A 24,989-nucleotide genomic window follows, 5' to 3' on the forward strand; every position below is an offset into this window, starting at 1 on the left:
CACCTTAAAGACTTTGAATCATAAGTTGGGTTAAACGTGATAACTCAGAATAACGAGAGTATCGACTGTCTTCAGGAGAAAGCTTGGTAATACTGGATAGAATTTTTTCAGCTTTACTCAAGTCATTATTTTTATTTTTAGAGCTTTGTGCTCTTTTCAATAACGACTGTACATGATTCAAATTAATATTAACGTTATTGGGAGCAATTTCTGAGGCTTGTGAAAAATAATCAATTGCTGAACTGAAATCTTTCACTCTAAAACTTTCGATAGCCTTATTATTTAACTGGTTGGCTTTTTTGCTATTAGCAATTAAATTCTTATTGGTTGTAAGCTTTTCGGCTTTTTGTAAAAAGTCAGGGTCATCAAAATACTGCTCAACGGCTTCTTCTAAAATTGATTCGGCTAATTCATTTTGTCCTAGATGTTTTAATGACTCTGATATTTCGATACTTTCTTTTGAACCAATATGTTCTTCTATACGGTTGTAGTATTTATTTGCTGCGTTCAAGTACTTCTGCATTTTTTGTTCGTCTTGTGTAATTGAACTGAAGTCTGCATGAGCAACCGCACTTCTAAATTGTACAGTAGGATTTTCTTTAAAACGACGATCTAACGATTCAAAAACTGTTTCGCTTTCGGCAATGAGTTTACTCCGATCTGCATCGGAATTCCCCTTTAGTTGCATGCCGATAGATTTGGTTAGTTTAATATATTCGTCGGGGGTTGAAAAAGCTGAGTTTTTCCCAAACTTGACCGCTTGTCTAAATGCCTGAGTCATTGTGTCCACATCGTCATTTTCTTCGGCAATATCACCGAGCAGTTTTTGACGATGTAGCGCTTTCGGCGAGCGCTCAACGGCTTTAAGTAAGGTGTTTTGAGCCTCAATAGGACGACCCTGCTCGTGTAAAACTTTGGCTAGCCAGTCATATGCTTCAATGACCATCGGAAATTCATTAGTCATATCCGTAAATAAGTCGGCCGCTTTAGTTAGCTCATTTTTGGCATAAAATATTTCGCCAACACCTAACATTGCCCAAGGAATGGGGCGCTCATTGACTATTTGGGTCGTTAATTCTAGCGCTTTATCATAAGCTTTAAGTTTTCTCAGGCAATTAAACTTTAATCTGAGAAAAGCCATACGAAATTTAGGGTGCTGTTGGATTAATTCATCACTAGTGCTGATTGCTTCTTTCCAGCGCTTTTTATTCATTAGCTGTGACACAGGCGAGAGTATTTCCTTTTTATGGATAGCCTTATCTAGTCTCGACTTTAATATACTGCCGCTAAAAGGTTTTGTTAAATAGCTATCTGGCTGAAATTCGAGCGCACCCATTACCATAGCAGTGGTATTTTCTGCAGTAATCATGATAAACACAGAATTGGTTTTCAGGAGATTAAATGAAATCAGCTCTTCTAATACTTGCTGTCCATCTTTGGTATTACCTAAATTATAGTCCGAGAGAATAATATCGAACTTACGCTCTCGACAAGCTTGAATAGCATCTTCACCATTATAGACCAAGGAGATGTTTTTACTGCCCATCCGTTGCATCATTCCTCGTAGCGATCGCGCAAACTCGGTAAAGTCTTCAATAATTAATACCGTCTTTTGTGAGTAGCGCACCAAGGGCTTTTTAGCTAATAATACATTTTCAGACATTATCTTGCTGACAGGTTGGTTAAATACTGATAGCCTTTCGCGCTATTACAGCTCAAGGCCATTCTTAAAAGATATTAGAAGTATAGTTATAATAATGAGATAAATCTGAAATCTTCTATTTTAGGTAAAAAAATGTCACCAAAAATTGATGAAAAACTGGTAATTGCGATATCTTCGAGAGCTTTGTTTGATTTAACTGAAAGTCACCAGATATTTGAGCAGCAAGGGATCAAGGCATATTCAGACTATCAAATTGAACATGAAGACATTCCATTACAACCTGGCAGCGCCTTCCCAATCGTCGAAAAACTATTAAAGCTGAATCAGCAAACGGTTGAAAAGCCTGTTGTTGAGGTGGTTTTATTATCTCGTAATAGTGCGGATACTGGGCTAAGAATCTTTAACTCAATACAACATTATCAATTAAATATTACCAGAGCGGCCTTTTCGAGTGGTCGTAGCCCGTATCGTTATGTACCAGCGTTTGCTTCTCATCTGTTTCTATCAACCGATCCGTCAGATGTAAGGGCTGCCTTAAAAGATGGTTTTGCCGCAGCGACCATTTTGCCGCGTCAAGGCAATCAGGCGGAAGTATCGCAAGAGCTACGGATTGCATTTGATGGCGACGCGGTAATATTCTCTGATGAATCTGAAAAAATATATAAAAATCAAGGGCTCCGAGCATTTACCGAAAACGAAACAGCAGAAGCGAATGTGCCATTGGCTGGTGGGCCATTTAAGAATTTTCTGGCGGCTTTACATCGTTTACAACAAGATTATACTCCCGACAACTGCCCAATTCGAACTGCACTGGTTACTGCGCGCTCCGCCCCGGCTCATGAGCGAGTAATTAAAACGCTGAGAGACTGGAACATTCGTATTGATGAAGCCTTATTTCTTGGCGGTATGCCCAAAGGAAAATTTTTACGTGCATTCGGTGCCGATGTATTTTTTGATGATCAGGCAACTCACTGTGATGATGCATCGATTCATGTGGCAACTGGCCATGTACCTCATGGCGTTGCCAATGATTAATTTACTTAATGAATTTATAGGCAGATTGTCAAACACTAGCTTTAGCAGTTTAACTGCATTTTATAATCCACCCAGTTGTTTAATCTTAAAAGTAGTATGTTTGAGCTAATCAATTGGAGTTATATTAAAATAAGTTACATTATTTTACTTCAAATCGACTCTCTTCAATTCAATTCAATTCAAGTCAAGTCATCACATTACTTGCTTCATTTCACTGTAAATCAAAATAAAGTTGAATAGAATCAAATTGCTATAACAATTAATTCAGAAGTGGATTCATAATGAATGGCGAAGGTGAACCTGGCTTTTACAATGAGTTGCGTGCATACGCAAAAATCGAAAGAATATATCAATTCTAAGATTGCCAGCAACGCGTTAAGCATGACTCAGTCTAAAGACTGTTTCGTATCTTATTCAACATTCACCAGGATTTTTTTGAGTTTTAGAAGGATTTCGATTGATTTTCTTGTGAATTGGAAAAATGGGACTATTCTTATAGTAATTCTGAGCTTTAAACGATTTTACTATAAGTGCCAGGATGGATTTTAGTTGAGATTGGTTTTAGCGTGTTTCTATTTTAAAAATAGTACCAGAATGTGTGCATAAATGGTCGTTGGTGATACCTAATTTACCTTTTCATTTTGGAAACTCATGAAACTTCAACAAATTAAATACATATTTGAGGTAGCCAGAAATCAGTTAAATGTTTCTGCAACAGCGGAAAGTTTATTTACCTCTCAGCCAGGAATTAGTAAACAAATTCGATTATTGGAGGACGAATTAGGTGTTGAGGTATTTGTCAGGAGTGGAAAGCACTTAACAAATATCACACCAGCAGGCCGAGAAATATTACCGGTGGCTGAACATATCCTCAAACAAGTGAGAAAAATTCAGGACATCGCTGCCAGTCATGTTAATCACAAAGAAGGGCGACTGAATCTTTCAACAACGCATACCTTTTCGCGTTACTTTTTGCCGAAAGTGGTTGAGTCGTATCGCAAACAATATTCTCGTGTTGCCATGCATATTTTCCAAAGTAGCGGCAAGCAAACTAATTCTGATTTAGATGAAGGGAAACTAGATTTTGCACTTGCACATGAGGGTGAAAATGGATTTGTTGAAAAGATTCATTTACCTTGTTTCTACTGGACTCGTTGCATTGTCGTGCCGGCATCCCATCCATTGAACAAAAAAGAAAATATTAATTTTGATATTTTGGCCCAGTATCCCTTGTTGACTCATACCAGCCCTGGCGGAGATAAGAATCCAATTCTAACCCGTTTTAAAGAACATGGTTTTTCACCTGAAATTGTTTTTAGCGCAGCAGACTGTGAAGTGATCAAGTCTTATGTGCGAATGGGGCTCGGGGTTGGTATTATTGCAAATATGGCATATGAGAAAGAAGCCGACAGTGATTTGGTTAAAATTCCGATCGATCATCTTTTTGAACCCTCTCTAGTGAATGTTGTTTTTGACCGTAATCTGTATTTTCGTGAATATATTTTTGCTTTCATTGAGACCTTAGCGCCACAACTTACGAAAGATTTAATTCTTCAATCGCAACTGACTAAGTCTTCAAATAAAATATCTAAACTGGTTGATACTAATCAAATTCCTGTACTGTAATACGTCTTTTGGTGGTTACTGTTTGATGATTTTATTTGATACTCTTTTGAGGAATACTTTGGTTATTTATTAAATAACTAAGGATGGTTTTTTGAGAGAACAAAAAGGTGTCTCTGCAAAGCTTTGGCGAGATTACTTCAGTTTACGCTAAGCAAGAACGCTATTTATTGTTCTTGCTCTACCATTGTGTTGATATTTCAAATCTGTCGATATTTCAAAGAGTAATTATTCCCCAGCTCACTTTGCTTGTGATATGGTGGCGATATTTTGTAAAATGCGTGTAGAAAAAAACACTTGGTGAAAATTAATTTAATGCAAAATAATAACAATGACTCCCATGTGACAGACAACCAGGATGTGAACCAAAGTACAGGCACAGGACTCGATGAGCAAAATGCGAATCGTCAAGATGAACAACTTGATAGTCGTTATGACGATGAATCAGACCTCAAATACAAGACTAAGTTAAAACAAGAGAACAGCAATAATACAGAGTCTACCAGTCACCCTTTAAGGCAGTTGTTTTTCTTTCAGATAAAGCTTTTATTTGATGCCCTTCGAGATGTTCTACTCAGCCCAATATCAATTGTTGCAACTGCTGCTGATCTGATCGAGGGACGACGAGGCCAAAATAGTTATTTTGAAAGACTAATGCGTATTGGACGGCGCAGTGATCGCCATATTAGTCTTTTTGGTCAGGATGATTCCGTTATCTTGGAAAAAAGTCATACGGTCGATAGTTTGTTAACTAAAGTTGAGGAAATAGTGATCAAAGAATACCAAAATGGTGATATTTCCGAAAAAACCAAAACGGCTATCACCAAGCGAATTAAAGAAAAACTTAGTCGACTATAATCAAAAAAATAAGCAACAACTATTAATATGAATCGATGCTGCCAATTAAATTTTCTATCAATAATAGTTAATCAATGACGCAATTATTTTTTTGATTCCAAGCGTAAATTTTTAAAGTTCCAATTGGTGCCATGAAAACCAATTGCATGCCACAATCTGGTGAAAAAGTCTCGAGTATAATCCAAGAACAAATAAATTATTGGTAAACAAATGAGTGTCGTGACTGTCGAATAAGCCAGCCCGCCAATGACTGCTCTGGCCATCGGAAAATAAGGGGGGCCTCCGCCGCCTAATTGAGTATCTCCCAAGCTTAATGGCAATAATCCTAGTATCGTAGTTAAAACCGTCATTAAAATAGGTCTGATGCGGTCGTTTGCGGCATGTAAAATAGCTTCTCTCTTTTCAATTCCCTCTGCTCGATAGTGGTTAATTCGGTCAACCAAGACAATCCCATTGTTTACTACTACACCCATTAAAACTAATATTCCGATGAGTGCCATCATCGAAAATGTTGTGTCGGTAAATAAGAAATACCAGTAAACACCGGTGATAGCATAAGCGATTGAAGTTATCACGACTAACGGTAACATGAGAGATTCAAACAGTGCTGCCATCACGATAAATATCATCAATACTGCCAACAACATATTCGTCATCATGATTCGACCAATTTTTTCTTCTCGTTCTGTACTGCGTCCAAAGCCCCAGTTATAGCCATCTGGTAGTGTAATATCCTTCATTAACTGATTGGTCGCTTCGCGAATTTCTTTTGCCGTGGTGTCTGAGTAATCTAACGTTAGACGCACCGAGGTTTTCCTATCAAAACGGGTAATTTGCGGTAATGATTGGGTCACTTGTAATTGGCTAATCGACGCCAGTCTGACGTTGGTGGGGGAGCCTGGTTTAGGATTAGGTAATTCTATTGGTAGGCCTGCCAAGTCATTAATAGTGGCTTGCTTACGGTCAACAAAAGTTAAAGTAATGTCTGTTTCACCGAAGTCTGAGCGAAAGGTTTTTAACTGTTGCTTGCGCAAGGCAATCGATATTGTGCGTGCGACTGACTGAGGGGTTAAACCTAACTGGTTTAATCGGGTTGTGTTTAATTTAACCTTAACTTCTTGACTACCTTGTTGTGTTGCAGGTTTTACATGAGTTACTCCTTTAATATTTTGCAAGATGGGCATTACCTGTCTGGAAATATCCAGCAATGTATCAGTGTCTTCACCATTAATACCGATAGTCAGTGCATCTTGACCTCCACCTCGACGGCGATCAAAAGATGGGCGAGCAATAGCCAGTTTAGGCATGTTTTTTTCGACAAACTCTCGAATTTCTTTATTGGTTTTTGTTCGTTGATCATCATCAACCAATAATAATGTTGAACCTGCTTGGTTATTCGAATAGAAAGAGTAAACATTTTTAATATCTAATTCTTCTTGGTGAGAATACAGGAAGTTTTCTACTTGAAATACGGCTTGTTCAACTTTTTCAATTTCATAATCGCCTTGAATGTTATATAAAAAGAACAGTCTTGAGTTTTCTTCATCAGGGAACATATCTGATTTGACAAATTTCTGGGGAATAACCATAGATACCAGGAAAAAAATCGCAACAAAGGCCGCGATGACTGGATGTCGCATCAACCAGGAAATCATTGCAGAGTAGCGCCCGTGTTCTTTAATTGTGTCGGTATGGCTAATTTTTTTAGTTTCCGATTTTAAACGACTTAAGCACAGTGGGATAATCGTTGTTGCGATAAACAATGAGGCAACCAAGGAAAGAATTATGGTTGCGGCAACATGACTTAAGAATATGGTGATATCCATTTTTTCGCCAATGATGTTGGGTAAAAATACAATTGCTGTGGTAATGGTGCCGGCCACAACGGGTATACCAACATCTTTAACGCCTTTTAATGTTGCTTCGACCGGGTTATCAGGCATTTGCTGACGATAACCAAAAATACTTTCACTGACCACGACAGCATTATCAACCAACATACCTACCGCCAGCATTAATCCCATCATGGATAAAATATTAATGCTGATATTGAGAAAATACATGGCTGCAAAAGTTATCAGTAATGAGAACGGAACTGCCAGTGAGACAATTAAGGTTAGTCGTATATCTCTTAAAAATAGAAAGAGTACCACTGATGAAAGTAAAAATCCTAACAGGCCAGATTGAGCGATATCCTTTATTGAACTGGTCACGCCATCTGCCTGGTTTTCCATAACAAATAATTTTATACCAGTAAACTCAGGTAACTCTTCGATTTTTTTCATTTCTTCAATAATAAGATCGGCTGTTTTTACCAAATTAGCATCGGCTTCACGAGTAATATTAATACCAACGGCATATTTTCTATCAAGATGTCGGCCGATTTCGATTTCTTCTTTGGCATAACTGATTTTGGCAATATCTGAAAGTTTAAGTCCTTGTGAATTGATAACAAAATTTTCGATATCATCTTTACTGGAAAATTCCTGATTGACGGTAATCCGAATACTGTGATTTTGGTTATTAATTTCGCCCGCAGAAGTTAAGCTATTGGCGCTTTGTAATGTCCGCATTAATTGATTGATATCGATATGATAAGCTGAAATTCGTTCAGGAATTAATTCAATCTGATAGGTTTTGGGGGCAACACCGTGAATTTCTACTTTGGAAACGCCAGGAATTCTCTCTATTCTTTGCTTAAGTTGACGATTTAATACCTGAAATGCATCACTTAAATCGGTATCTGCCGAGAGCCGCGCTTCTATGATGGGTTGATCATTTGTACTACCCGTAAATATTTGTACGCGTCGTAAGTCTTCAGGGAGTTCTGCCTTTATCGCATCGACCTTTTCACGCGCTTCAATACCTTTGAGCTTTGCATTAACACCCCAGTCAAATAGCATAAATACTTGACCAAAATCGCGTGTTGTATTGGATTGCATTTGCTGAACAGCGCCGATAGTGGCCAGTGTTTCCTCGAGGGGGCGAGTAATACTTTTTTCAATTTCTTGTGGCGTGGCGCCAGGGTAGTTGGCGTGTACAAACACGCCAGGAAATTGCACCGTCGGAAAGAACTCTAGTGGAAGCAGTCGGCTGGCGGCTAGTCCCATTACCACAGTACATACAAAAATCATCGATACGGTAACCGGGCGTTTTAATGCCAGTTTGGTAAACCACATGATTATGCCTCCTGCTCAAAATTAATTGGATTTGAGTAATCTTTGCGATCGAGAATCTGGTACATAACAGGAATAACTATCAGCGTTAGCAATGTCGAAATGAGTAAGCCGCCTATTACGGTTATTGCCATCGGGGCTCTGATTTCCGTGCCTTCTCCAAGACCCAAAGCCAATGGAAGCATACCGAGAGTTGTGGTTAATGTCGTCATTAAAATTGGTCTTAAGCGAGAGTTTGCTGCTTCGATAATGGCGGGGATTTTCTCATATCCGGCAATGCGTAACTGATTAATTTTATCAATCAAAACAATCGCATTGTTTACCACAATTCCGGCCAGCATTATCAGTCCCAAAAATACGACTACGCTGATTTCTGTATTGGTTATAACTAGCGCAAATATTGCACCAATAATTGCGAGGGGAATACTCAGTAAAATAATAAAAGGGTGAAGCAATGATTCAAACTGTGAAGCCATTACCAAGTAAACTAAAAATACAGCTAAAGCTAATGCCATAAGCAATGAAGTATAACTACGCTCCAGTTCTTCGCCTTGACCACCAAATTGATAGTAAGTACCAAAAGGGAGTTGTATATTATTGAGGATTTGCTTTGCTTCATTAACTGCCTCACCAATGCCACCATATTGAATCTGGCCTTCAACCAAAATAACGCGTTGCTGATCGATTCGCATAATTTCACTAGGGCCATAAGTTTCAGTTATAGTAGCAACAGCACTTAATGGAATGGGATTGGGGGAAGTAGGGTTAATGATTAAGTTTTTAACATCCTCTAATTCATCTCTCGCTGATTCTTCAAGCCTGACCAAAACATCAATTTGTTGCTCGCGTAATCGATAGCGAGTTGCTTTATTTCCTCGTATTGCATTTACAACGGTACGATTCGCTTGTTCGATAGATAAACCGAGCTGTGCCATTTTGTATTGATCGAAGGTAATTTGTGCTTCGGGGTAACCATTTTTCATATTGGTATGTAAATCGACAAAGCGATCAGATTGGCTTAAATTGTTGATAACTTTATTGGCCGCACTTTTTAACAGATTTAAATCATAACCATACACTTCAACACTCAGCGGTGTCGTAAAGCTAAAAAGCTGAGGGCGCTGTGCGTCGGATTTTATACTTTGTGACTCTTGAGTTAAAAAGTCGCGGATCTGATTGAGTAAGCGATCTTCTTGCGAACGCGAAATACCTTTTACAAGTAATAGCGTGAACTCTGCCTTATTTTCTCCTTCTTGTTCAGGATTGGCTGTTAATTGATTCCCTGTGCCTGCGGTAGCAAAAACTTCTTTAACACCATCGAACTGGAATAGCTTTGACGAAAGGTTAATAACTTTTTGGTCGGTTAATTCAATAGCTGTTCCAGGTGAAAACTCAACTTTGACTTTTAATTGACCTTGCGCCATTTCAGGAAGAACAACTTTTGACAGGTTATTGATACTTAACAAACTGAGTGCCAGTAAGCCAAAAGCAATAACTAAAGTAACTGATTTTTGATTCAGCGCAGCCTTTAGTAGCTTTTGATAGACACGGGTTAATGATTGATAAATCGCTTCAAATACCCGGCGTAGTGGAATAAAAATAATTTGAAAAACTTTAGAAAGAATAAAAATAATTGACTTGATCAATAGAATTAACGCTGAAAAAATTAGTATTATTAACTCAAATGGAAATAATAAAAAACGCTTGGTCATGCTTTTTTCACTACGTTCAAATACTGGTGTAGAACGTTGCTTTTTAAATCCATAAGCTGCCATTGTTGGAATCAAAGTTAAGGCGACTGCAAGTGAAACTATCAGCGAAAAAGTAATCGTCAGAGCTTGATCACTAAATAATTGGCCTGCAATACCTTCAACAAATATCAGCGGTAGAAAAACTGCAATGGTAGTTAGTGTTGAAGCTGTAATCGCACCAGAAACTTCACTGGTTCCTTCTAATGCCGCTTGGGCAAGTGGCTGTCCTTGTGATTTTTTCTGAGAAATATTTTCTAATACGACGATCGCATTATCGACTAACATGCCTACGGCAAGCGCTAATCCACCCAGCGACATAATATTCATATCGATTTTTGCACCAAACATTAAGTTAAATGTGATGATGACAGAGAGCGGAATTGTCGCTGAAATAATTAGTGTTGCAGTCACTTCACCAAGAAATAGGTAAATGATAACCATGGCTAAAATGCCACCAATAATGGCTGATGAAATTAATTCTGAAATAGCGTGGTCAATAAACTTGGATGAATCAGTTAATATTGTCAGCTTGGTATTGGCTGGCAGTGATTCTTTTATCTTTTCAACTTCTGTGCGAATCGCTTCTGCAACAATGACTGTATTTGCATCACCTTCTTTATAAATGGCCAGTTCGACAGCTTGTTGTGAATTGTGACGAATAATTGAAGTTGGATCTTTATAGCCAAAATTAACTTCGGCTACATCTTTTAAGCGAATGATTTTTTGATCACGCGATAAAATAACGGTATTAGCAAAATCATCTATGGTTTGAAATTCATTAAATGTGCGTACAAGTAATTGTTGTTGGCCATTTCGAATCTGGCCACCACTCATATTGATATTTTGTGTTTTTAATCGTTGTGCGATATCTTCAACGGTTAAATTCAATTGTGCCAATTGGGTTTGATCTAGCAGAATTTGTATTTCATCTTCTAATCCGCCACTCGCTTTAGCTGCCGCAACCCCTTCAACAGTTTCTAGTTTTCGTGAGAGTTGATTGTCAGCAAAACGTCTAAGTTTTGTCAGGTTTAAAACCGGATCTTGATTGTCGATGGTTTCAGTATTATTGGGGTCAACCTTGATGTTATTGTCGGTTGACTTGCTATTAGCCGATTTGGCATTATCAGCTTGATTTTTTGATGATGCTTGTTGACTTAGACTAAACCGAATAATGGGTTCATTATTGGGATTAAAACGTAGTAAAGAGGGGGATTTTATTTCGAGAGGTAACTCGACTTGTTCAAGTTTTTCTCTGACATCTAGACTCGCGACATCGATATTGGTGCCCCAGTAAAACTCCAGATAAATATCTGAACGACCAGCTTTGGAAACAGAACGTTGCTGCCTTAATCCTTTAATCGTACCTAAAACTCCCTCTAAAGGACGAGTTACCAGATTTTCAACTTCTGCTGGAGCTGCCCCTTCAAAATCTGTTCTTACGGTTAAGGTTGGATAATTTAATTCGGGTAACAGATTAAATCCAAGCCTGTTAACCAGTACCAGACCAAACACCAGCGCGGCTAGGGTAAACATCGCAACAGTTACCGGACGACGAATAGCAACGGCAATTAAATTCATTATCTTTCCTTTGGTTGGGCACCGGAAAATTCTCCTGGTGCAAATGATTACTAGGAGTCAGGAAATATTATTATTAAACGATTAGTTTTTATTTTAGTCCGTCAACCCGCTTAGTGGTTGACGGCTACATTAGATACACTGGTTGATTTTTCAGCTTTATTTTTGTCGACCACATTTTCCGAAGCAACAATTTCAACTTTTGTATCGTGTTTTAAGATTTGTTGGCCGGTTGTGATGACTTGAGAATTATCATTTAGCCCACTCACTATTTCGACAATACCGTTATGTTTGAAACCGGTTTCGATGGCAATTCGTTTGGCAATATTGTCTTCAACCACAAATACATGTGAGCGATTATCTTGTGTAATGATTGCTTGCTGCTCAAGTAATAAGCTATCAGCATGGACATTAAAGACTACTTCGACCTTACCGAACATACCGGGTTTTAGTTGATTATTTAGATTGTTTAATTTTGCAACAACTTTAAATGTCCCTGTTGATGTATCAATTGACGGTCTGATTCTTTCAATTTTTCCAACAATTGTATTTTCAGCATAAGCATCAACTTTGAGTAAAATATCTTGACCTTTTTTAACGTTACTCATTTCTCTTTCAGGTAAATGTAACACGGCTTTCAATGATTGGGGATCGACAATCTTGAATAAGATGTCGCTTTCTCGCACAAAGTTGCCTATTTTTACATTTCTTTCGGTAATGACTCCATCGATAGGGGCTTTAATACTGGCGTAGCGTAGCTTTAGTTTTGCCAGTTGAAATTGTGCTTGCTGAGACTGATATTCGAACTTGGCGCGATCTAGCGCGTCACTGCTGCCCAACTTTCGATTAAATAGTGTTTGTTGGCGGTCGAGTTCTTTTTTCAATTTGTTTGAAGTAGCTTCCATTTGGGCAACTTCAAGTGATAACTGTTCAATGTCTAATTGTGCTAATAGCTCGCCTTTCTTAACTAAATCACCTTCTTCAACTAAAAGCTTTTGCAATAAACCACTCGATCTTGCAACAACTTGCGCATCACTTTCTGCTTCCAGCGTTGTTATGGTTCGATAGGTTTGTTTTATTTCGCCTCGTGATACGCTAACAACTTCAACAGGAACCGGTGCCTTTTCTTTTTGCTTTGCTTTGCCATCATCACCTGAAGCCTTTTCGTCTTTTGCTTGTTTACTTTTATCATCTTGAGAAGCCTGTTTTTGATCATCACTTTGTCCACTGTCACTACAGGCCGTGGTAAGTACTGATAAACCCAGCATAATGGATAAAAACGTCATTTTTAGCCGTTCGGTCGAATTAGCAGCAAATAATTTCATGAAAGATCCTTGATGTTGTGTCAATTAGGCAAACCAGTTAAGGAATATTTTATTTAACAGGCTAATAGCAGATAGCGTGCCAACTACCGTTAAATTAAATATGTTCCTTATAAACCCTTATTTTCATAAGGTGTATGCTGTATTATATGACTATAACACCTTTCAAGGTGTGTCTGTTTTGTAACAAAAGTTTTTTTATGATTAACAAATTAACGAATTAATAGTGGATTTGACTAATTCAACTTATCTATAGGGTAATCAAAATGATTTATTGATTAATAGATGCCACTAATTCCAATATTTGACGGGGATTTTCTGGTGTTACAAGTTGTCGATTTTAATATTAACTGAAGGTCTCATAGTTAAAACCGTCCATATTATCCGTATTCCACTGTTATTTTCACCGATGATATTTGAGTTTTTACATAATAAGTAATACTAATTAAAAAACTTTAGAATAGCTCAATATCTGGCTCAATGGCTTCCTTGGTTTTGGTTTTGGCAATCAGTTTATTGACTGCAGTTTCAAAGCCTTCACCACTTTTAATAGCTTCATAAAGCTCTGTTTCTTCCTGCATGGTGTAGCTTTTCTCAATACTGTGAAAAATAGATTCCCACTTTTGCTCATCCTGCAATTTTTCTGCGTCATTTAGCAATAGAATTGCTTTTTGCATACTGCTTAATATATGAGCAAGTCTCTGATTCATTCGATCATAAAATTGAAAATCTACTACAGACTGTTTGACTTGCAGCTCAGTTTTTTTATGCAATCGATGGATTTCTGCGATGTTCGGTTCAGGTTTTTCATTGAGTAACTCATTGATTCGGCTATGTTGACGAACAATTTCTAGAAATAATTTGGTTAAGTCGTTAAACGGCTTTTCTGATTCTCGCAGCGAAATTGAAAGTTGAGCAGCGGCAAGCTGAAGTAACATGACTTGATTTTCTGTTTGACTCATCTGGATTCCTGCAAATTTTAATTCATACTTTTTATCAGTACCTGATAACTATTGCCAATTAAATCAACTAGGTAAGCTTAGCTTAAGTATTACCAAGCCTGCGTTATTGTCATTAACCATCTAACTTCGAACCTAAATGTTTAATGATAATCTGATGCGGGACATTTTGAGTATAGGAAAGAAAACCTCTCGGAGATATATTAATTTGAGGTATTTCAGCGGTTTATTGAAATGATTGTATGCTAGTTAATATTGCAGATGTGTTAGATTATATTCTCCGATTATAGTCATCTGTGTGTTCATCTGGTTATTAGCAATTATGTCACTTGACTTAAATCGTGTTTGAACGTATGTTTTAAACGTCTGTTTGAAAATGTGTTTGGTCTATTTAAGTATTAAAACTATTTTAGTGGCTTAGTACTTAATAATTGGGTGAATCGGTTTATATTTTGGTTAAGAGTCATATAATGTCATTATATCTTGCGTTAAATGTGGATCATTATGCCAACTAATACACCGAAACATCAGCCTTCAAGAAGTTCGACGACGCAGAATCTGAATAAAACGGGCCCGAATAAATCGGTTACGGGGAAACAGGTTATGAATAAACCAACTTCCAACAAACAAGTAGCGACCAAGACTAAAATTTTGGATGCTGCGGAAGAACTGTTTGCGGAACGAGGGTTTGCCGAAACCAGTTTGCGAGTGATCACTGCCAAAGCTGAGGTTAATCTTGCTTCGGTTAATTATCACTTTGGTTCGAAAAAGTCGCTGATCGAAGCGGTATTTGATCGTTTTATGCAAAGTTTTACGGCCCAAATTATGAAAGAAATGGCGATTCTAGAGAAAAATAAATCAATCGACATCTCCCAAGTACTCGGGACTCTGGTAGAGCCATTGATGGGAACGGATAATGTTCGACCCAACGGGGCTTCGGTTTTTATGAAGCTGCTAGGGCGTGCTTATGCGGAATCACAAGGGCATATCAGGCGTTATGTGATGCATAATTATGCGCATGTTTTAGCTAGATTTACCCGATTATTACAAAAGGCGTGTCCTCAAATCGCCGCATCAGAGATGTTTTGGCGACTGCATTTTATGCTAGGCGCATTTATTTTTACTTTGGCTGGCCACGAAGCACTGCAAGACATTTCACAAAGTGATTTTGAAGAGTCTGTCAGTACCAAAGATATTATACTTAAATTGATTCCATTTTTAGCAGCTGGATTTTTATCTTCTAATTCAACAATTGAGCTATTGTCTGCGGGAGAAGCGTAGTATGGTTATATTAACGCAATTATTAATATTAGCTGGTGTTGTCTGGGCAGCGGCTTATTGGCGGTTACGAACAGGGGTTGCCTTGTTTACCGCTGGTTTTATGTTATTTATTGTCACTCTAACTGGTGAATTTCGATTTATACCCTGGATATTATTTGGCGTATTTGCCTTACTTTATTTGGCTGATGATTTACGTAAAGATAAAATCACTCGACCAATTTTCAAGGCATTTAAAAAAGTTTTACCACCAATGAATCAGACGGAACAAGAGGCGTTGGAAGCCGGCGATATCTGGTGGGATGGTGAACTATTTCGTGGAAATCCCGATTGGCAAACACTGTTGGGATATCGAATGACTCAACTAAGTCAAGATGAACAAAGCTTCTTGGATAATGAAGTCGAAACACTCTGTAAAATGGTTTCTGACTGGCAAATTGCCTTCCAAGATAAAGACTTACCACCAGAAGCTTGGGAATATTTAAAGACGCAAGGTTTTTGGGGATTAATCATTCCGAAACAATATGGGGGGAAAGGTTTTTCTGCATTAGCACATTCATCAATTGTCGCAAAATTATCTTCGCGTAGCAGTGTCTTAGGGGTGACAGTCATGGTGCCAAACTCACTGGGCCCAGCTGAACTATTACTGCATTATGGTACCCAAGCTCAAAAAGAATACTATTTACCAAGACTAGCTAAAGGGGATGATATCCCATGTTTTGCATTAACCGGACCCAAAGCCGGATCGGATGCTGGCGCCATTCCTGATACTGGGATTGTCTGTAAAGGTGAATATCAAGGTGAAGAAGTCATAGGGATGCGTTTAACCTGGGATAAACGCTACATCACGCTGGCTCCAGTTGCGACAGTGTTAGGCTTGGCATTTAAAATGTATGATCCTGATGGTTTATTGGGCGGTGAAGAAAATCTAGGTATTACACTGGCGCTTATTCCAACTGACCACCCGGGTGTAGAGATAGGTCAACGACATTATCCAATGGGACAGGCTTTTATGAATGGGCCGACTCGCGGTAAAGATGTTTTTATTCCGCTAGACTGGATTATTGGTGGACAAGAATATGCCGGTAAAGGCTGGCAAATGTTGGTCGACTGTTTGTCTGCAGGACGTGGAATTTCTCTTCCTTCATCCTCTAGTGCGACTTCAAAAATTGCTTACCGGGCAACTGGTGCTTATGCAGTTTTACGTAAACAATTCAAAACAGAAATTGCCAATTTTGAAGGTGTTGAAGAAGCGTTGGCGAGAATTGCCGGATCAACTTATCAACTTGAAGCAGCCCGTGTATTGACCGCGGGTGCTGTTGATTTGGGAGTTAAACCATCTGTTGTTACCGCGATTGCCAAGTATCATATGACAGAAATGGCGCGCAGTATCCTGTCGGATGCAATGGATGTGCATGGTGGTCGTGGCATTATTATGGGCGATAGAAACTACCTGTCGACGGGTTATATGTCGATGCCTATTAGTATTACGGTTGAAGGGGCCAATATATTAACCCGCAACTTGATGATATTTGGACAAGGTGCAGTGCGGTGTCATCCTTTTGTTTTCCGTGAAATGCAAGCCGCCAATAATCCCAACGAACAGCAAGGGATTGATGAGTTTGATTCATTATTCTTCCGCCATTTGGGTTACGGGTTTAGTAATTTTATTCGTAGTATTAGTTTGGGATTAACATTAGGCAAAATTGTTCGTAAACCAGTCTCTGGACCCGTAGGCCATTATTATCAGCAATTAACTCGAATGAGTTCGGCGCTGGCATTAGTTTCAGATATATCGATGGCTGTGCTAGGAGGAGAATTGAAACGTAAAGAAAGATTGTCTGCACGTTTGGGTGACTTACTCAGTTATCTTTATCTCAGTTCTGCGGTATTAAAGTATTACCATGATAATGGCGAAAAAGCTTCCGATTTACCTTATGTTGAGTGGAATTTGCAGAATAATTTATTTTTAATGCATAAAGCGCTCAACGAATTCTTTGATAATTTTTCGCCTAGATGGTTAGCCGCGATTTTACGTCGAATTGTTTTTCCATATGGTTTGAAGTTTAAGCGACCCAATGATGATCTTGATCATCAAGTAGTGCAAGCGATGTTATTTAAAAATGATTTGCGCGATCGTTTAACTCAGCCTATTTTCATGGGAGATGAAAACGACCCGGTTGGCCGAATTGAGCATGCATTTGAATTAGTGTTGGCGACAGAGCATATTGCCAGAAAAGTCAGTCAAGCCATTAAAAAGGGCCAGTTAACACCGGCCCGTGAACTTGAAGACACCATTGCAACTGCGTTAGCCGCCGGCATTCTTACTCAACAAGAAGCCGATGACTATTTAGCCGCTGAACACGCCAGATTGGATGCAATGCAAGTCGATGAGTATTCTAAGGCATTTATTCGTGGTGAGTTTGTGCAGCGTCAATGTGAAGCGAATGAAAAGCCGTCTGATGAGAAAGGACAGGCTGCATAAAACGTAAAGTAATTGATTATCAACGATTTTACAACTAGATTGGTTTAAAAATAACCAGCAAAAAAGCCAGCGAACTTCGTTGGCTTTTTGTTACTTAAATCTATCGCAGTTAAAATTATTCATTAAGCATTCTGCCGAATTAAGGTATATTTGAACGCTCAAATATTTATCCTGTTTCTGTAGAATAGTTCAGGTTGAGTTAATCAAAAAACGCTAGAATTCATTTTAATTAATATTTAATCAATTTAACCGAGAAAGTTATCAAGGAAAATGTTATGTCTGCAATAAAATTAAAAATCGCAATCACACTTATTGCCAGTTCATTGGCGTTAGGTGGCTGTAAAACCCTTGACCCATATACTGGTGAGCAAAAAACCAGCAGCGCAGTAAAGTATGGCGCTATCGGTGCTGCAATTTGTGGCATTATTGGTTCTAGAAAGTCTTCTAAACGGGCGCGTAATGCGGCTTTAGGTTGCGGTATCGTTGGTGCATCGATTGGCGCTTATATGGATTCACAAGAGAAAAAACTACGTGAATCGCTTGAGCAAACCGGGGTTAGTATCCAGCGTGAAGGGGATCAAATTCGTTTGATTATGCCAGGTAATATTACTTTTGCGACTAATCAGTCAAGTGTTCAATCGAGCTTTCACCCAGTTTTAAATTCAGTGGTAACTGTTTTAAGAGAATATGAAGAAACTATCATTGAAGTTGAAGGTTACACGGACTCAACAGGTTCTTGGTCACATAATATGACATTGTCGGAAGCGCGCGCCAAAGCGGTTTCAAACTATTTACAAGGTGGTGGTATCATTACTCAGCGTTTAATTACCACAGGTAAAGGACCAAATAATCCGATTGCGAATAACGATACTGCTGAAGGTCGTGCACAAAATCGTCGGGTAGAAATCCGGATTCGAGCCATTCAGGCTTAATTACTAGTTAAAGCGTTTTTAATTATACTGCTTAAGTCTGGTCATTTTAAAACGAATAGACTGCTCACTATTTCAGTGGCAGTCTAACTCAAATAATCGATTTACTCTAAACTTGAGTTTATTGAATCGAGTAAATAAATAGCCAAGTAACTAGATAACCAAGTAACTAAATAATAATTGCCTTTATGAGCGTACAAACTTCATTTCAACCACTAAGCGACACTGAAAGGCTAGCCTATCTGCAAGCGATGGATGTACCGGTTTGGGTTGCTCGTAGTGAACCTGAAATTGAACTTCACTTAGCATCACATACCAAAACCTATTCTGAGTCATCATTCGAGGATGGTGCAATAAATGAGGCTAAAAATTCCCTCCAATCATCAACAGATTCTACTTTATTAAACGACTGCGAAGTTGAACCAAGCTATTCTTCGCACAACTCTAAAATTGATGTCCCCCGCATTAATAAAGCAACCACTGATAATACAAACGTCCACCAACAATCCACGTTTAAAGATTCTGTATCGATAGCATCGGCTGCCGCGACTGCAGCAAAGACACATTATTTAAAGCGAATTAATTGGCAAGCAGGGGATAAGGATGGTGATTCAGTGTTAATTATTTGTCGGCACCAGGTCGATCAACCTGCCAATAGTTTTGCTAAAGCTAATATGCCAAGTCGAATTATGCAGGATTTTGTTTTAGCATTAATTGACAATGCTGCGCAATCTTATGCCGCACAAACAGGAACTGTTCAACCAGATTCACCGCAAACACTTCGTATAGAATTATCGAATTTATCACAAGCTGGCTTGGGGAGTGATTGTGAAACACTTGAAAGTGTACTAACCGAGTTAAAGCCAAAAGCGGTGTTACTGCTTGGTGATGAAACCGTTAAAGAGTTGATTAATGCCAATTTAGATGTTGTACAACTTCGAGGAAAAATGCAAGAACTACCGAGAGTAAACACGCCTTGCTTAGTGAGCTATCATCCTTTTGATTTAATAAAAAATCCTGCCTTAAAAAAACTCGCTATGGAAGATTTGTACTTATTTAATCAACTTATCAGTGCTTAATTTATGATAAACCAAGTACATATTCGATATGCAACAAAAGAAGATGTAAACTTAATTCTCAGTAATGAATTGCAAGCCCATCATTCTCCATGGAGTGAGGCATCGTTAAATGAAAGTGTTGACGGTGAGCATTTGGTCTGGGTGATGGAATATGATGATCAAATTATTGGGCATTTGGTGGTACTTCCGGTTTTAGATGAGTGGGAGTTATTAAACGTCGTGATTAAACCGTGTTTTCAAGGTAAAAAATTGGGGCGAACGTGGATAGAACATTTAATTTCTCAAGCGAAAGAGTCAAGTATTAAAAAAATATTTTTAGAAGTGAGAAAGTCAAATCATATTGCAATCTCACTATATGACCGATTTGGCTTTTGGGAAATTGGTCTGCGCAAAGCATACTACCCCAGTGATAAGGGTAGAGAAGATGCATTGGTGATGCAAATAACTGTGTGACACATATGCTAACGTTAGAGAAGTTGATTAAATATGTGGTTTCAAAAAGAAATTAAGCTTAAGGCTAAAAATAGAGGATTTCATTTGGTGACTGATGAAATTTTGAGACAGGTGCCTGAGTTGTCTAAAATCCATGTTGGACTAATGAATATTTTTATTCAGCATACTTCAGCATCCTTAACGATTAACGAAAATGCTGATCCAACAGTGCGTGAAGATTTTGAAAGCTTTTTTAATTGTGCTGTGCGCGAAAATGAACCTTATTACAAACATACCGATGAAGGTAGTGATGATTTACCTGCACATATTAAAAATAGCTTGTTAGGAAGTAGTTTAAGTATTCCCATTACCCAAGGGCGGTTGAATTTGGGAATTTGGCAAGGAATTTATTTGTGCGAGCATCGGAATAATGGCGGGGAGAGAAGACTGATTTTGACGTTGCAAGGGGAGTGAGATTGGTCGTTGATTTTTTATCTTTGACATCAAATCTTATTTCAGCTAAAAATATTTAAAGCTTTTAACGATAAATCACGGTAAGGGCGGCCACGAGCGCCGAGTCCCTATTGCCGAGAGAGCTTGTCAGTGGATAACCGTATATCTTGAGCAAGTAAGGCCTAAACTGGCAAATATTGAGTCTGGAGTAACGCTGTTTCTAGCTAACGATGGCCTGAAATACCGCCCTCAGCAGCTAACTAGGCTTGCTTCGAAGTATGTCAGGAGAGCTGGTATCAAAAAGCCTGGAGCCTGCAACCTCTTCAGGCACAGTACTGCGACGCTAATGCACGAGAATGGGGCTGATATCAGGTATGTGCAGGAAATGCTGGGGCATGCAGATATCTCGACTACTCAGGTTTATACGCATGTGACGATTAATAAACTGCGAGAAGTTTATAAATTATGCCATCCAGCTAATAGCTGAAGAATAATGATTTAGAAATAGTTTTTGTTATTTGGCGCTTCATCTCTTATTTCTTCAAATTTTCTAGATACTCAACCAAAATATGGATTTTGGTTGAGGGGTTATCAGTATTATTTCTCTGTGCTTGTTTTAGTCCTCTCGACGCATTTGCTTTAGCAAATTGAAGCTGACTTTCAGTTTGCGAAAAAATCGTATTATCTCCTTTACTATAATTAGGAAGAAATTGTTTAAGCTCAGAAATAATTTGTTGCCCCATGCTCTTGCCAGGTAATGGCGAATAAGGTCTAGTTCTAAAATCAAAATGCAGGATCAGCCAATACTCGAAGCATGGAACTGAATTAATAATTACAAAGGTATCTGAAGGCTTGCTTTTGTTGGCAAGAGTGATCGCCGATTCGTATTTTGCATGAGTGTCCCTGTCAAAAACACAGAATACTTTGTCGTAAGGATCGCCGAGATCTTTCTCTTCCTTATATTTCTTTTTCGCAAACTCGACAATTGCTGTAGGGCAAGAGTCGCAATCACCAACTATGTCTATATTGGCACTATTTAATTCGTGCTTATCTTTTATTTCAGAAAAATAGGAGGGTTCAGTTTTCTCGCCTTCGCAAACAATAAGTATCTTTTCATAAGCTTCTTTTTTTGCTTTGCGCCGTCTAAGATCTTGAATACTCTTAGCTTTTCTTTTATGAAATAAATTATCAGTTCCCATACTCGATCTTTAGCTCTTTTACATAAGGTAAGGCTCCGTATCGACCAGCTAGATAAGCCGCTTCCAAATTTTCTCGGCCTTTTTTGGGGCTGAAGTCCGTTAATGGAAAAAGCGTAGTTGATTGGCTGTCATCCTTTTCGCAAAACCAAACTTGGTCTCTTCTAAAAGTATCTTGATTCAGGATTGATGTTTCATGAGTACTGAATACAAGTTGAGCATTATTGGGATTTGTCTCATTGCTGTGGAATAATGAAACAAGAAACTTGACTAATCTTGGATGCAAATTATCATGTAACTCGTCAATAAAAACAATATACCCGTTTTTCAAAGTATCAATCCAAGGACCCGCTAGAGAAAATAATTTTTGTGTTCCATCGGACTCTTCTTTAAGATCTAAAGTAACAAGTTCTCCATTTAATGTTTTATGGAGAGTTTTAACTTCATAGATAGTTTTTCCTTCCATATCCTCTGATAGAAATTTTTTAACTTCTTCCGGGATTTCATCTGGTAGTGCATTAATATCAAATTTATCTTTTTCAATATTGATGTCTTCAATATCTAAGTCAGCGGCTTTTAAAAATTCTAAGATTGGTTTCTTGGCATCAGTTAAACATAACTTGGTACTAAATGAATTACTCCAAGCAGAAACATCTGTCACCCTTAGTTTAAATCTAAACCAGTCGTAAATAGGTTCTAAGTTTTCACTATTAAGCTGTACGGCTGTTGAGAGAAATAGTGCGTTACCTCTTGTAGCTTTTTGCCAGAGCTGCTTTTCTCCATGGAAGTTGCCACCCATATCCCAAACATATTCATTAGCTTTCTCATCCCAGTGACGCTCAAACCATCTTTGAGCTCGACCTTTAGGAAAAGCGAGAAGCCACTCTTCTTTAATTCTTTCTTTGGTAGCAGCAAATCCATACTGATATCTAACTCCATCCTCGATAAATGTAACTTCAAATTCTGAAGGTGCTTCTCTAGTTTCAACATCGAACAGAAAAGGATCAACAGGCAATTTATCGCCACGTTGATAATCTTTTGCAGAGTCAACAACGATTGTTTTCATTGTATCAAGAGCTTTTAAGACATTAGATTTTCCAGAGGCATTGGCCCCGTATAGAGCTGCGGAACGTAGTACAGACAGTTGAGGAGATGTATTCAGCGAGCACGTATTTGTGTCTGCTAGTTCATTTCCTTTTGAAGCTGCAAGACTTAAGCTTTGAGGGCTAGAAATAGACCTGTAATTGCTTACATTGAATTCGATTAACATGGTATCCCACTAAATAAATGATTGTTTTTGTCAATTATTACTAAAAATAGCATAATAAATAGCTTTTTATCGAAAATAAGCTTTAATTTTGGCGCATATTACCATTTTTAGAGTCTAGATTCACTTCAAAGTTCCCTTTTTGATAACTAAATAACATTTATTTCTTGAAGACCATTGAATATTAGGAGAGTTCTAACGTAGTTCGTACACATTCATATGAATGGACGGGTTTATGATTATAACCTTGGTCGGTTTTTGAGTGTTGATCCGGTCATTCAAGACCCTGGGAATAGTCAGTCGATGAATCCTTATAGTTACATCATGAATAATCCTTTGTCTGGGACTGATCCGAGTGGGTATGTGCCATGTGCTGCTTCAAGGATAGAGCAAGTCTGTAACAGTATATCGGGAGCACATGGAGGTAATGGTTTTNTGCCATGTGCTGCTTCAAGGATAGAGCAAGTCTGTAACAGTATATCGGGAGCACATGGAGGTAATGGTTTTGCAGATATTCTAATGTTCCATAAGATTAAGGTGGAAAAAAATAACGAAACTGGTGAATATACTGCTACATTTAGAAACAAAAGCCCTACAGATTTGATGTCGGCTCAATCTATTTCTGAGTTGATCAATAGTGGAGGCAAAAGTGTTGAACAAATTGAACAAAATCCAGACTCATTACTAAATTGGAATTATGATAAATGGATTGCTCAAATTTTAGGAGGGAGCACCAGTCAGGAAACTGAAGGTGGAGCGGGTGCTGCTGGTGTAGCAATTGGAGCGTTGGGAACTGGCGTAGCGGCAAAAGCTATTGGTGGGGAAGCATTGGTTGCAGGAGGAGCTGCTGTTGTTGAAGTTGTTCCTCTAGTTACGCTAGGAGTTATTGTATACATAGGATCTAAAGAAGGGGTCGAAGCATTTTACGATCATATGCTGACTCCCGAAGTATCTGGAACTGCGGCAACTCCTCCTCCAGAAGACCCTGAGGAAGGAGAGTGGAAGAAACAAGAAATAAGATTGCCTCACGTAAACGGTCCTGTATCAAGGCATTATTTGAGCAAAATATCACAAAAATCAGTAGCGAAAAATGTAAATACTGTAATCCAGCCAGGAGTCAATGTTCAGGCCGATGTTGAATTAATTCGTCAAGGCCAAGCCATGATTAGAGGAAATGAAATTCTAGTCAATGGAAGAGTGTATGGCCTTCATGGTACTAGGCTATATCCTATAAGAGGCGAAGGGTTTCATACTTTGAATAGAGCACAATATAAGGCTCTTGGCGTATATAACCAATTCGGGAACACTGGAAGAGCAAATTCGATTTTGAATAATATGAAGATTAATGTCGCTTCACGTAAAGCAGCGTTGGACGTATGGAAATTGGGGTTGTAATGAATGTCGATATTCTTGTAAGTGAAAAATTAGACAGTGAAAAGCTCAAGAAATTATGTTGTGGTCTGATTGGGGATAACAAAGTAAATGTTGAAATTGTCGGGGATGAAAGCGAGCTAGTTGATAATGCTATCAATTTAGTTCTGAAAGAAGTAAAAGGTGAGTATCAGGTTTACATTTCTCTATATGATTGTTTGGGTATTTTAAGTGATATTAGTGAGATCATGCTGGCTAAAAAAATTTGCAGTCTATTCAAAGTAAGGTGCTTAGTTTCTGATGATTCAAACAATCCTTTTACTATGTGGCTGGTTGATGAGAATAGTGATTTGTTTATAGCTTTTTTAGATGAGGATAAGCTTGAATATGATGAGTATTTCGTAAAGATGCAGAGTCAGATAAAAAAGACCCTGTAAAAAATTCTGTGTAACTGCCCTAGGTTAAACATAATCTTTTAATCGGTCTTCAAATTGAATCATAAATCGATTTAAGGCCGCTTTCCAATTTCTTATTGGC

The 24,989-nt window shown here is 38.3% G+C and carries 19 protein-coding genes; 12 read left to right on the plus strand and 7 right to left on the minus strand.

The annotated features are described in order from the left end of the window. Nucleotides 1–4: 4 nt before the first annotated feature. Nucleotides 5–1,663 (minus strand): response regulator, encoded by a 1,659-nt coding sequence (locus tag ABVT42_RS12160; RefSeq protein ID WP_353895921.1) that lies wholly within the window; start codon nucleotides 1,661–1,663, stop codon nucleotides 5–7. Between the two features lie 132 nt (nucleotides 1,664–1,795). Here ABVT42_RS12160 and ABVT42_RS12165 point away from each other — a divergent pair, with 132 nt between their 5' ends. From ABVT42_RS12165 to ABVT42_RS12175, 3 genes are all read left to right on the plus strand, one after another. Then, complete coding sequence (locus tag ABVT42_RS12165) at nucleotides 1,796–2,698, plus strand: 5'-nucleotidase (protein ID WP_353895920.1); 903 nt, start codon at nucleotides 1,796–1,798, stop codon at nucleotides 2,696–2,698. A gap of 651 nt (nucleotides 2,699–3,349) precedes the next feature. Continuing rightward, a complete protein-coding gene (locus ABVT42_RS12170) occupies nucleotides 3,350–4,324 on the plus strand; it encodes a LysR substrate-binding domain-containing protein (protein ID WP_353895919.1) in 975 nt (324 codons plus the stop codon). A gap of 312 nt (nucleotides 4,325–4,636) precedes the next feature. Next, complete coding sequence (locus ABVT42_RS12175; RefSeq protein ID WP_353895918.1) at nucleotides 4,637–5,179, plus strand: hypothetical protein; 543 nt, start codon at nucleotides 4,637–4,639, stop codon at nucleotides 5,177–5,179. An 83-nt stretch (nucleotides 5,180–5,262) separates the two neighbouring features. Here ABVT42_RS12175 and ABVT42_RS12180 read toward each other — a convergent pair whose 3' ends face one another. The 4 genes from ABVT42_RS12180 to ABVT42_RS12195 form a co-directional block, all read right to left on the minus strand. Further along, a complete protein-coding gene (locus tag ABVT42_RS12180) occupies nucleotides 5,263–8,358 on the minus strand; it encodes an efflux RND transporter permease subunit (protein ID WP_353895917.1) in 3,096 nt (1,031 codons plus the stop codon). Between the two features lie 2 nt (nucleotides 8,359–8,360). Continuing rightward, nucleotides 8,361–11,684, minus strand: a complete 3,324-nt coding sequence (locus ABVT42_RS12185; RefSeq protein ID WP_353895916.1) for an efflux RND transporter permease subunit — start codon at nucleotides 11,682–11,684, stop codon at nucleotides 8,361–8,363. A 110-nt stretch (nucleotides 11,685–11,794) separates the two neighbouring features. After that, entirely contained in the window at nucleotides 11,795–13,006 is a 1,212-nt protein-coding gene (locus tag ABVT42_RS12190; protein ID WP_353895915.1) for an efflux RND transporter periplasmic adaptor subunit, read from the minus strand. A 452-nt stretch (nucleotides 13,007–13,458) separates the two neighbouring features. After that, complete coding sequence (locus tag ABVT42_RS12195; RefSeq protein ID WP_353895914.1) at nucleotides 13,459–13,965, minus strand: hypothetical protein; 507 nt, start codon at nucleotides 13,963–13,965, stop codon at nucleotides 13,459–13,461. A gap of 600 nt (nucleotides 13,966–14,565) precedes the next feature. Between ABVT42_RS12195 and ABVT42_RS12200 the strand changes: the two genes are divergently transcribed. The 7 genes from ABVT42_RS12200 to ABVT42_RS12230 all read left to right on the plus strand — a co-directional run bounded on the left by ABVT42_RS12200 (nucleotide 14,566) and on the right by ABVT42_RS12230 (nucleotide 21,105). After that, on the plus strand, nucleotides 14,566–15,243 hold the full coding sequence (locus ABVT42_RS12200) for a TetR/AcrR family transcriptional regulator (protein WP_353895913.1): 678 nt from the start codon (nucleotides 14,566–14,568) through the stop codon (nucleotides 15,241–15,243). A gap of 1 nt (nucleotide 15,244) precedes the next feature. After that, the gene (locus ABVT42_RS12205; protein ID WP_353895912.1) at nucleotides 15,245–17,725 is read left to right on the plus strand and encodes an acyl-CoA dehydrogenase; all 2,481 of its coding nucleotides are present in this window, start codon (nucleotides 15,245–15,247) and stop codon (nucleotides 17,723–17,725) included. Between the two features lie 275 nt (nucleotides 17,726–18,000). After that, nucleotides 18,001–18,657: a YiaD family glycine zipper/OmpA-like lipoprotein gene (locus tag ABVT42_RS12210; protein WP_353895911.1), complete on the plus strand. Its 657-nt coding sequence runs from the start codon at nucleotides 18,001–18,003 to the stop codon at nucleotides 18,655–18,657. Between the two features lie 185 nt (nucleotides 18,658–18,842). Beyond that, nucleotides 18,843–19,733, plus strand: coding sequence for a uracil-DNA glycosylase family protein (locus ABVT42_RS12215; RefSeq protein ID WP_353895910.1), 891 nt, complete (start codon nucleotides 18,843–18,845; stop codon nucleotides 19,731–19,733). 3 nt (nucleotides 19,734–19,736) lie between these two features. Then, nucleotides 19,737–20,186, plus strand: coding sequence for a ribosomal protein S18-alanine N-acetyltransferase (rimI, locus tag ABVT42_RS12220; RefSeq protein WP_353895909.1), 450 nt, complete (start codon nucleotides 19,737–19,739; stop codon nucleotides 20,184–20,186). A 33-nt stretch (nucleotides 20,187–20,219) separates the two neighbouring features. After that, nucleotides 20,220–20,639: a secondary thiamine-phosphate synthase enzyme YjbQ gene (locus ABVT42_RS12225; RefSeq protein ID WP_353895908.1), complete on the plus strand. Its 420-nt coding sequence runs from the start codon at nucleotides 20,220–20,222 to the stop codon at nucleotides 20,637–20,639. Between the two features lie 70 nt (nucleotides 20,640–20,709). Continuing rightward, on the plus strand, nucleotides 20,710–21,105 hold the full coding sequence (locus tag ABVT42_RS12230) for a tyrosine-type recombinase/integrase (protein WP_353896011.1): 396 nt from the start codon (nucleotides 20,710–20,712) through the stop codon (nucleotides 21,103–21,105). A gap of 46 nt (nucleotides 21,106–21,151) precedes the next feature. Here the strand turns inward: ABVT42_RS12230 and ABVT42_RS12235 are convergent, their stop codons facing one another. Then, a complete protein-coding gene (locus tag ABVT42_RS12235) occupies nucleotides 21,152–21,817 on the minus strand; it encodes an RloB family protein (RefSeq protein WP_353895907.1) in 666 nt (221 codons plus the stop codon). Continuing rightward, nucleotides 21,807–23,084 (minus strand): AAA family ATPase, encoded by a 1,278-nt coding sequence (locus ABVT42_RS12240; protein WP_353895906.1) that lies wholly within the window; start codon nucleotides 23,082–23,084, stop codon nucleotides 21,807–21,809. Before ABVT42_RS12240 ends, ABVT42_RS12235 begins: the two co-directional genes overlap by 11 nt. Before the next feature lie 216 nt (nucleotides 23,085–23,300). Here ABVT42_RS12240 and ABVT42_RS12245 point away from each other — a divergent pair, with 216 nt between their 5' ends. Continuing rightward, nucleotides 23,301–24,476: an RHS repeat domain-containing protein gene (locus ABVT42_RS12245; protein ID WP_367023849.1), complete on the plus strand. Its 1,176-nt coding sequence runs from the start codon at nucleotides 23,301–23,303 to the stop codon at nucleotides 24,474–24,476. Further along, nucleotides 24,476–24,889, plus strand: coding sequence for a hypothetical protein (locus ABVT42_RS12250; RefSeq protein WP_353895904.1), 414 nt, complete (start codon nucleotides 24,476–24,478; stop codon nucleotides 24,887–24,889). The genes ABVT42_RS12245 and ABVT42_RS12250 overlap by 1 nt, the downstream gene beginning before the upstream one ends. The last annotated feature ends 100 nt before the right edge of the window (nucleotides 24,890–24,989 follow it).

This window comes from Aliikangiella maris (assembly GCF_040719265.1).
Lineage (GTDB): Bacteria > Pseudomonadota > Gammaproteobacteria > Enterobacterales > Kangiellaceae > Aliikangiella > Aliikangiella maris.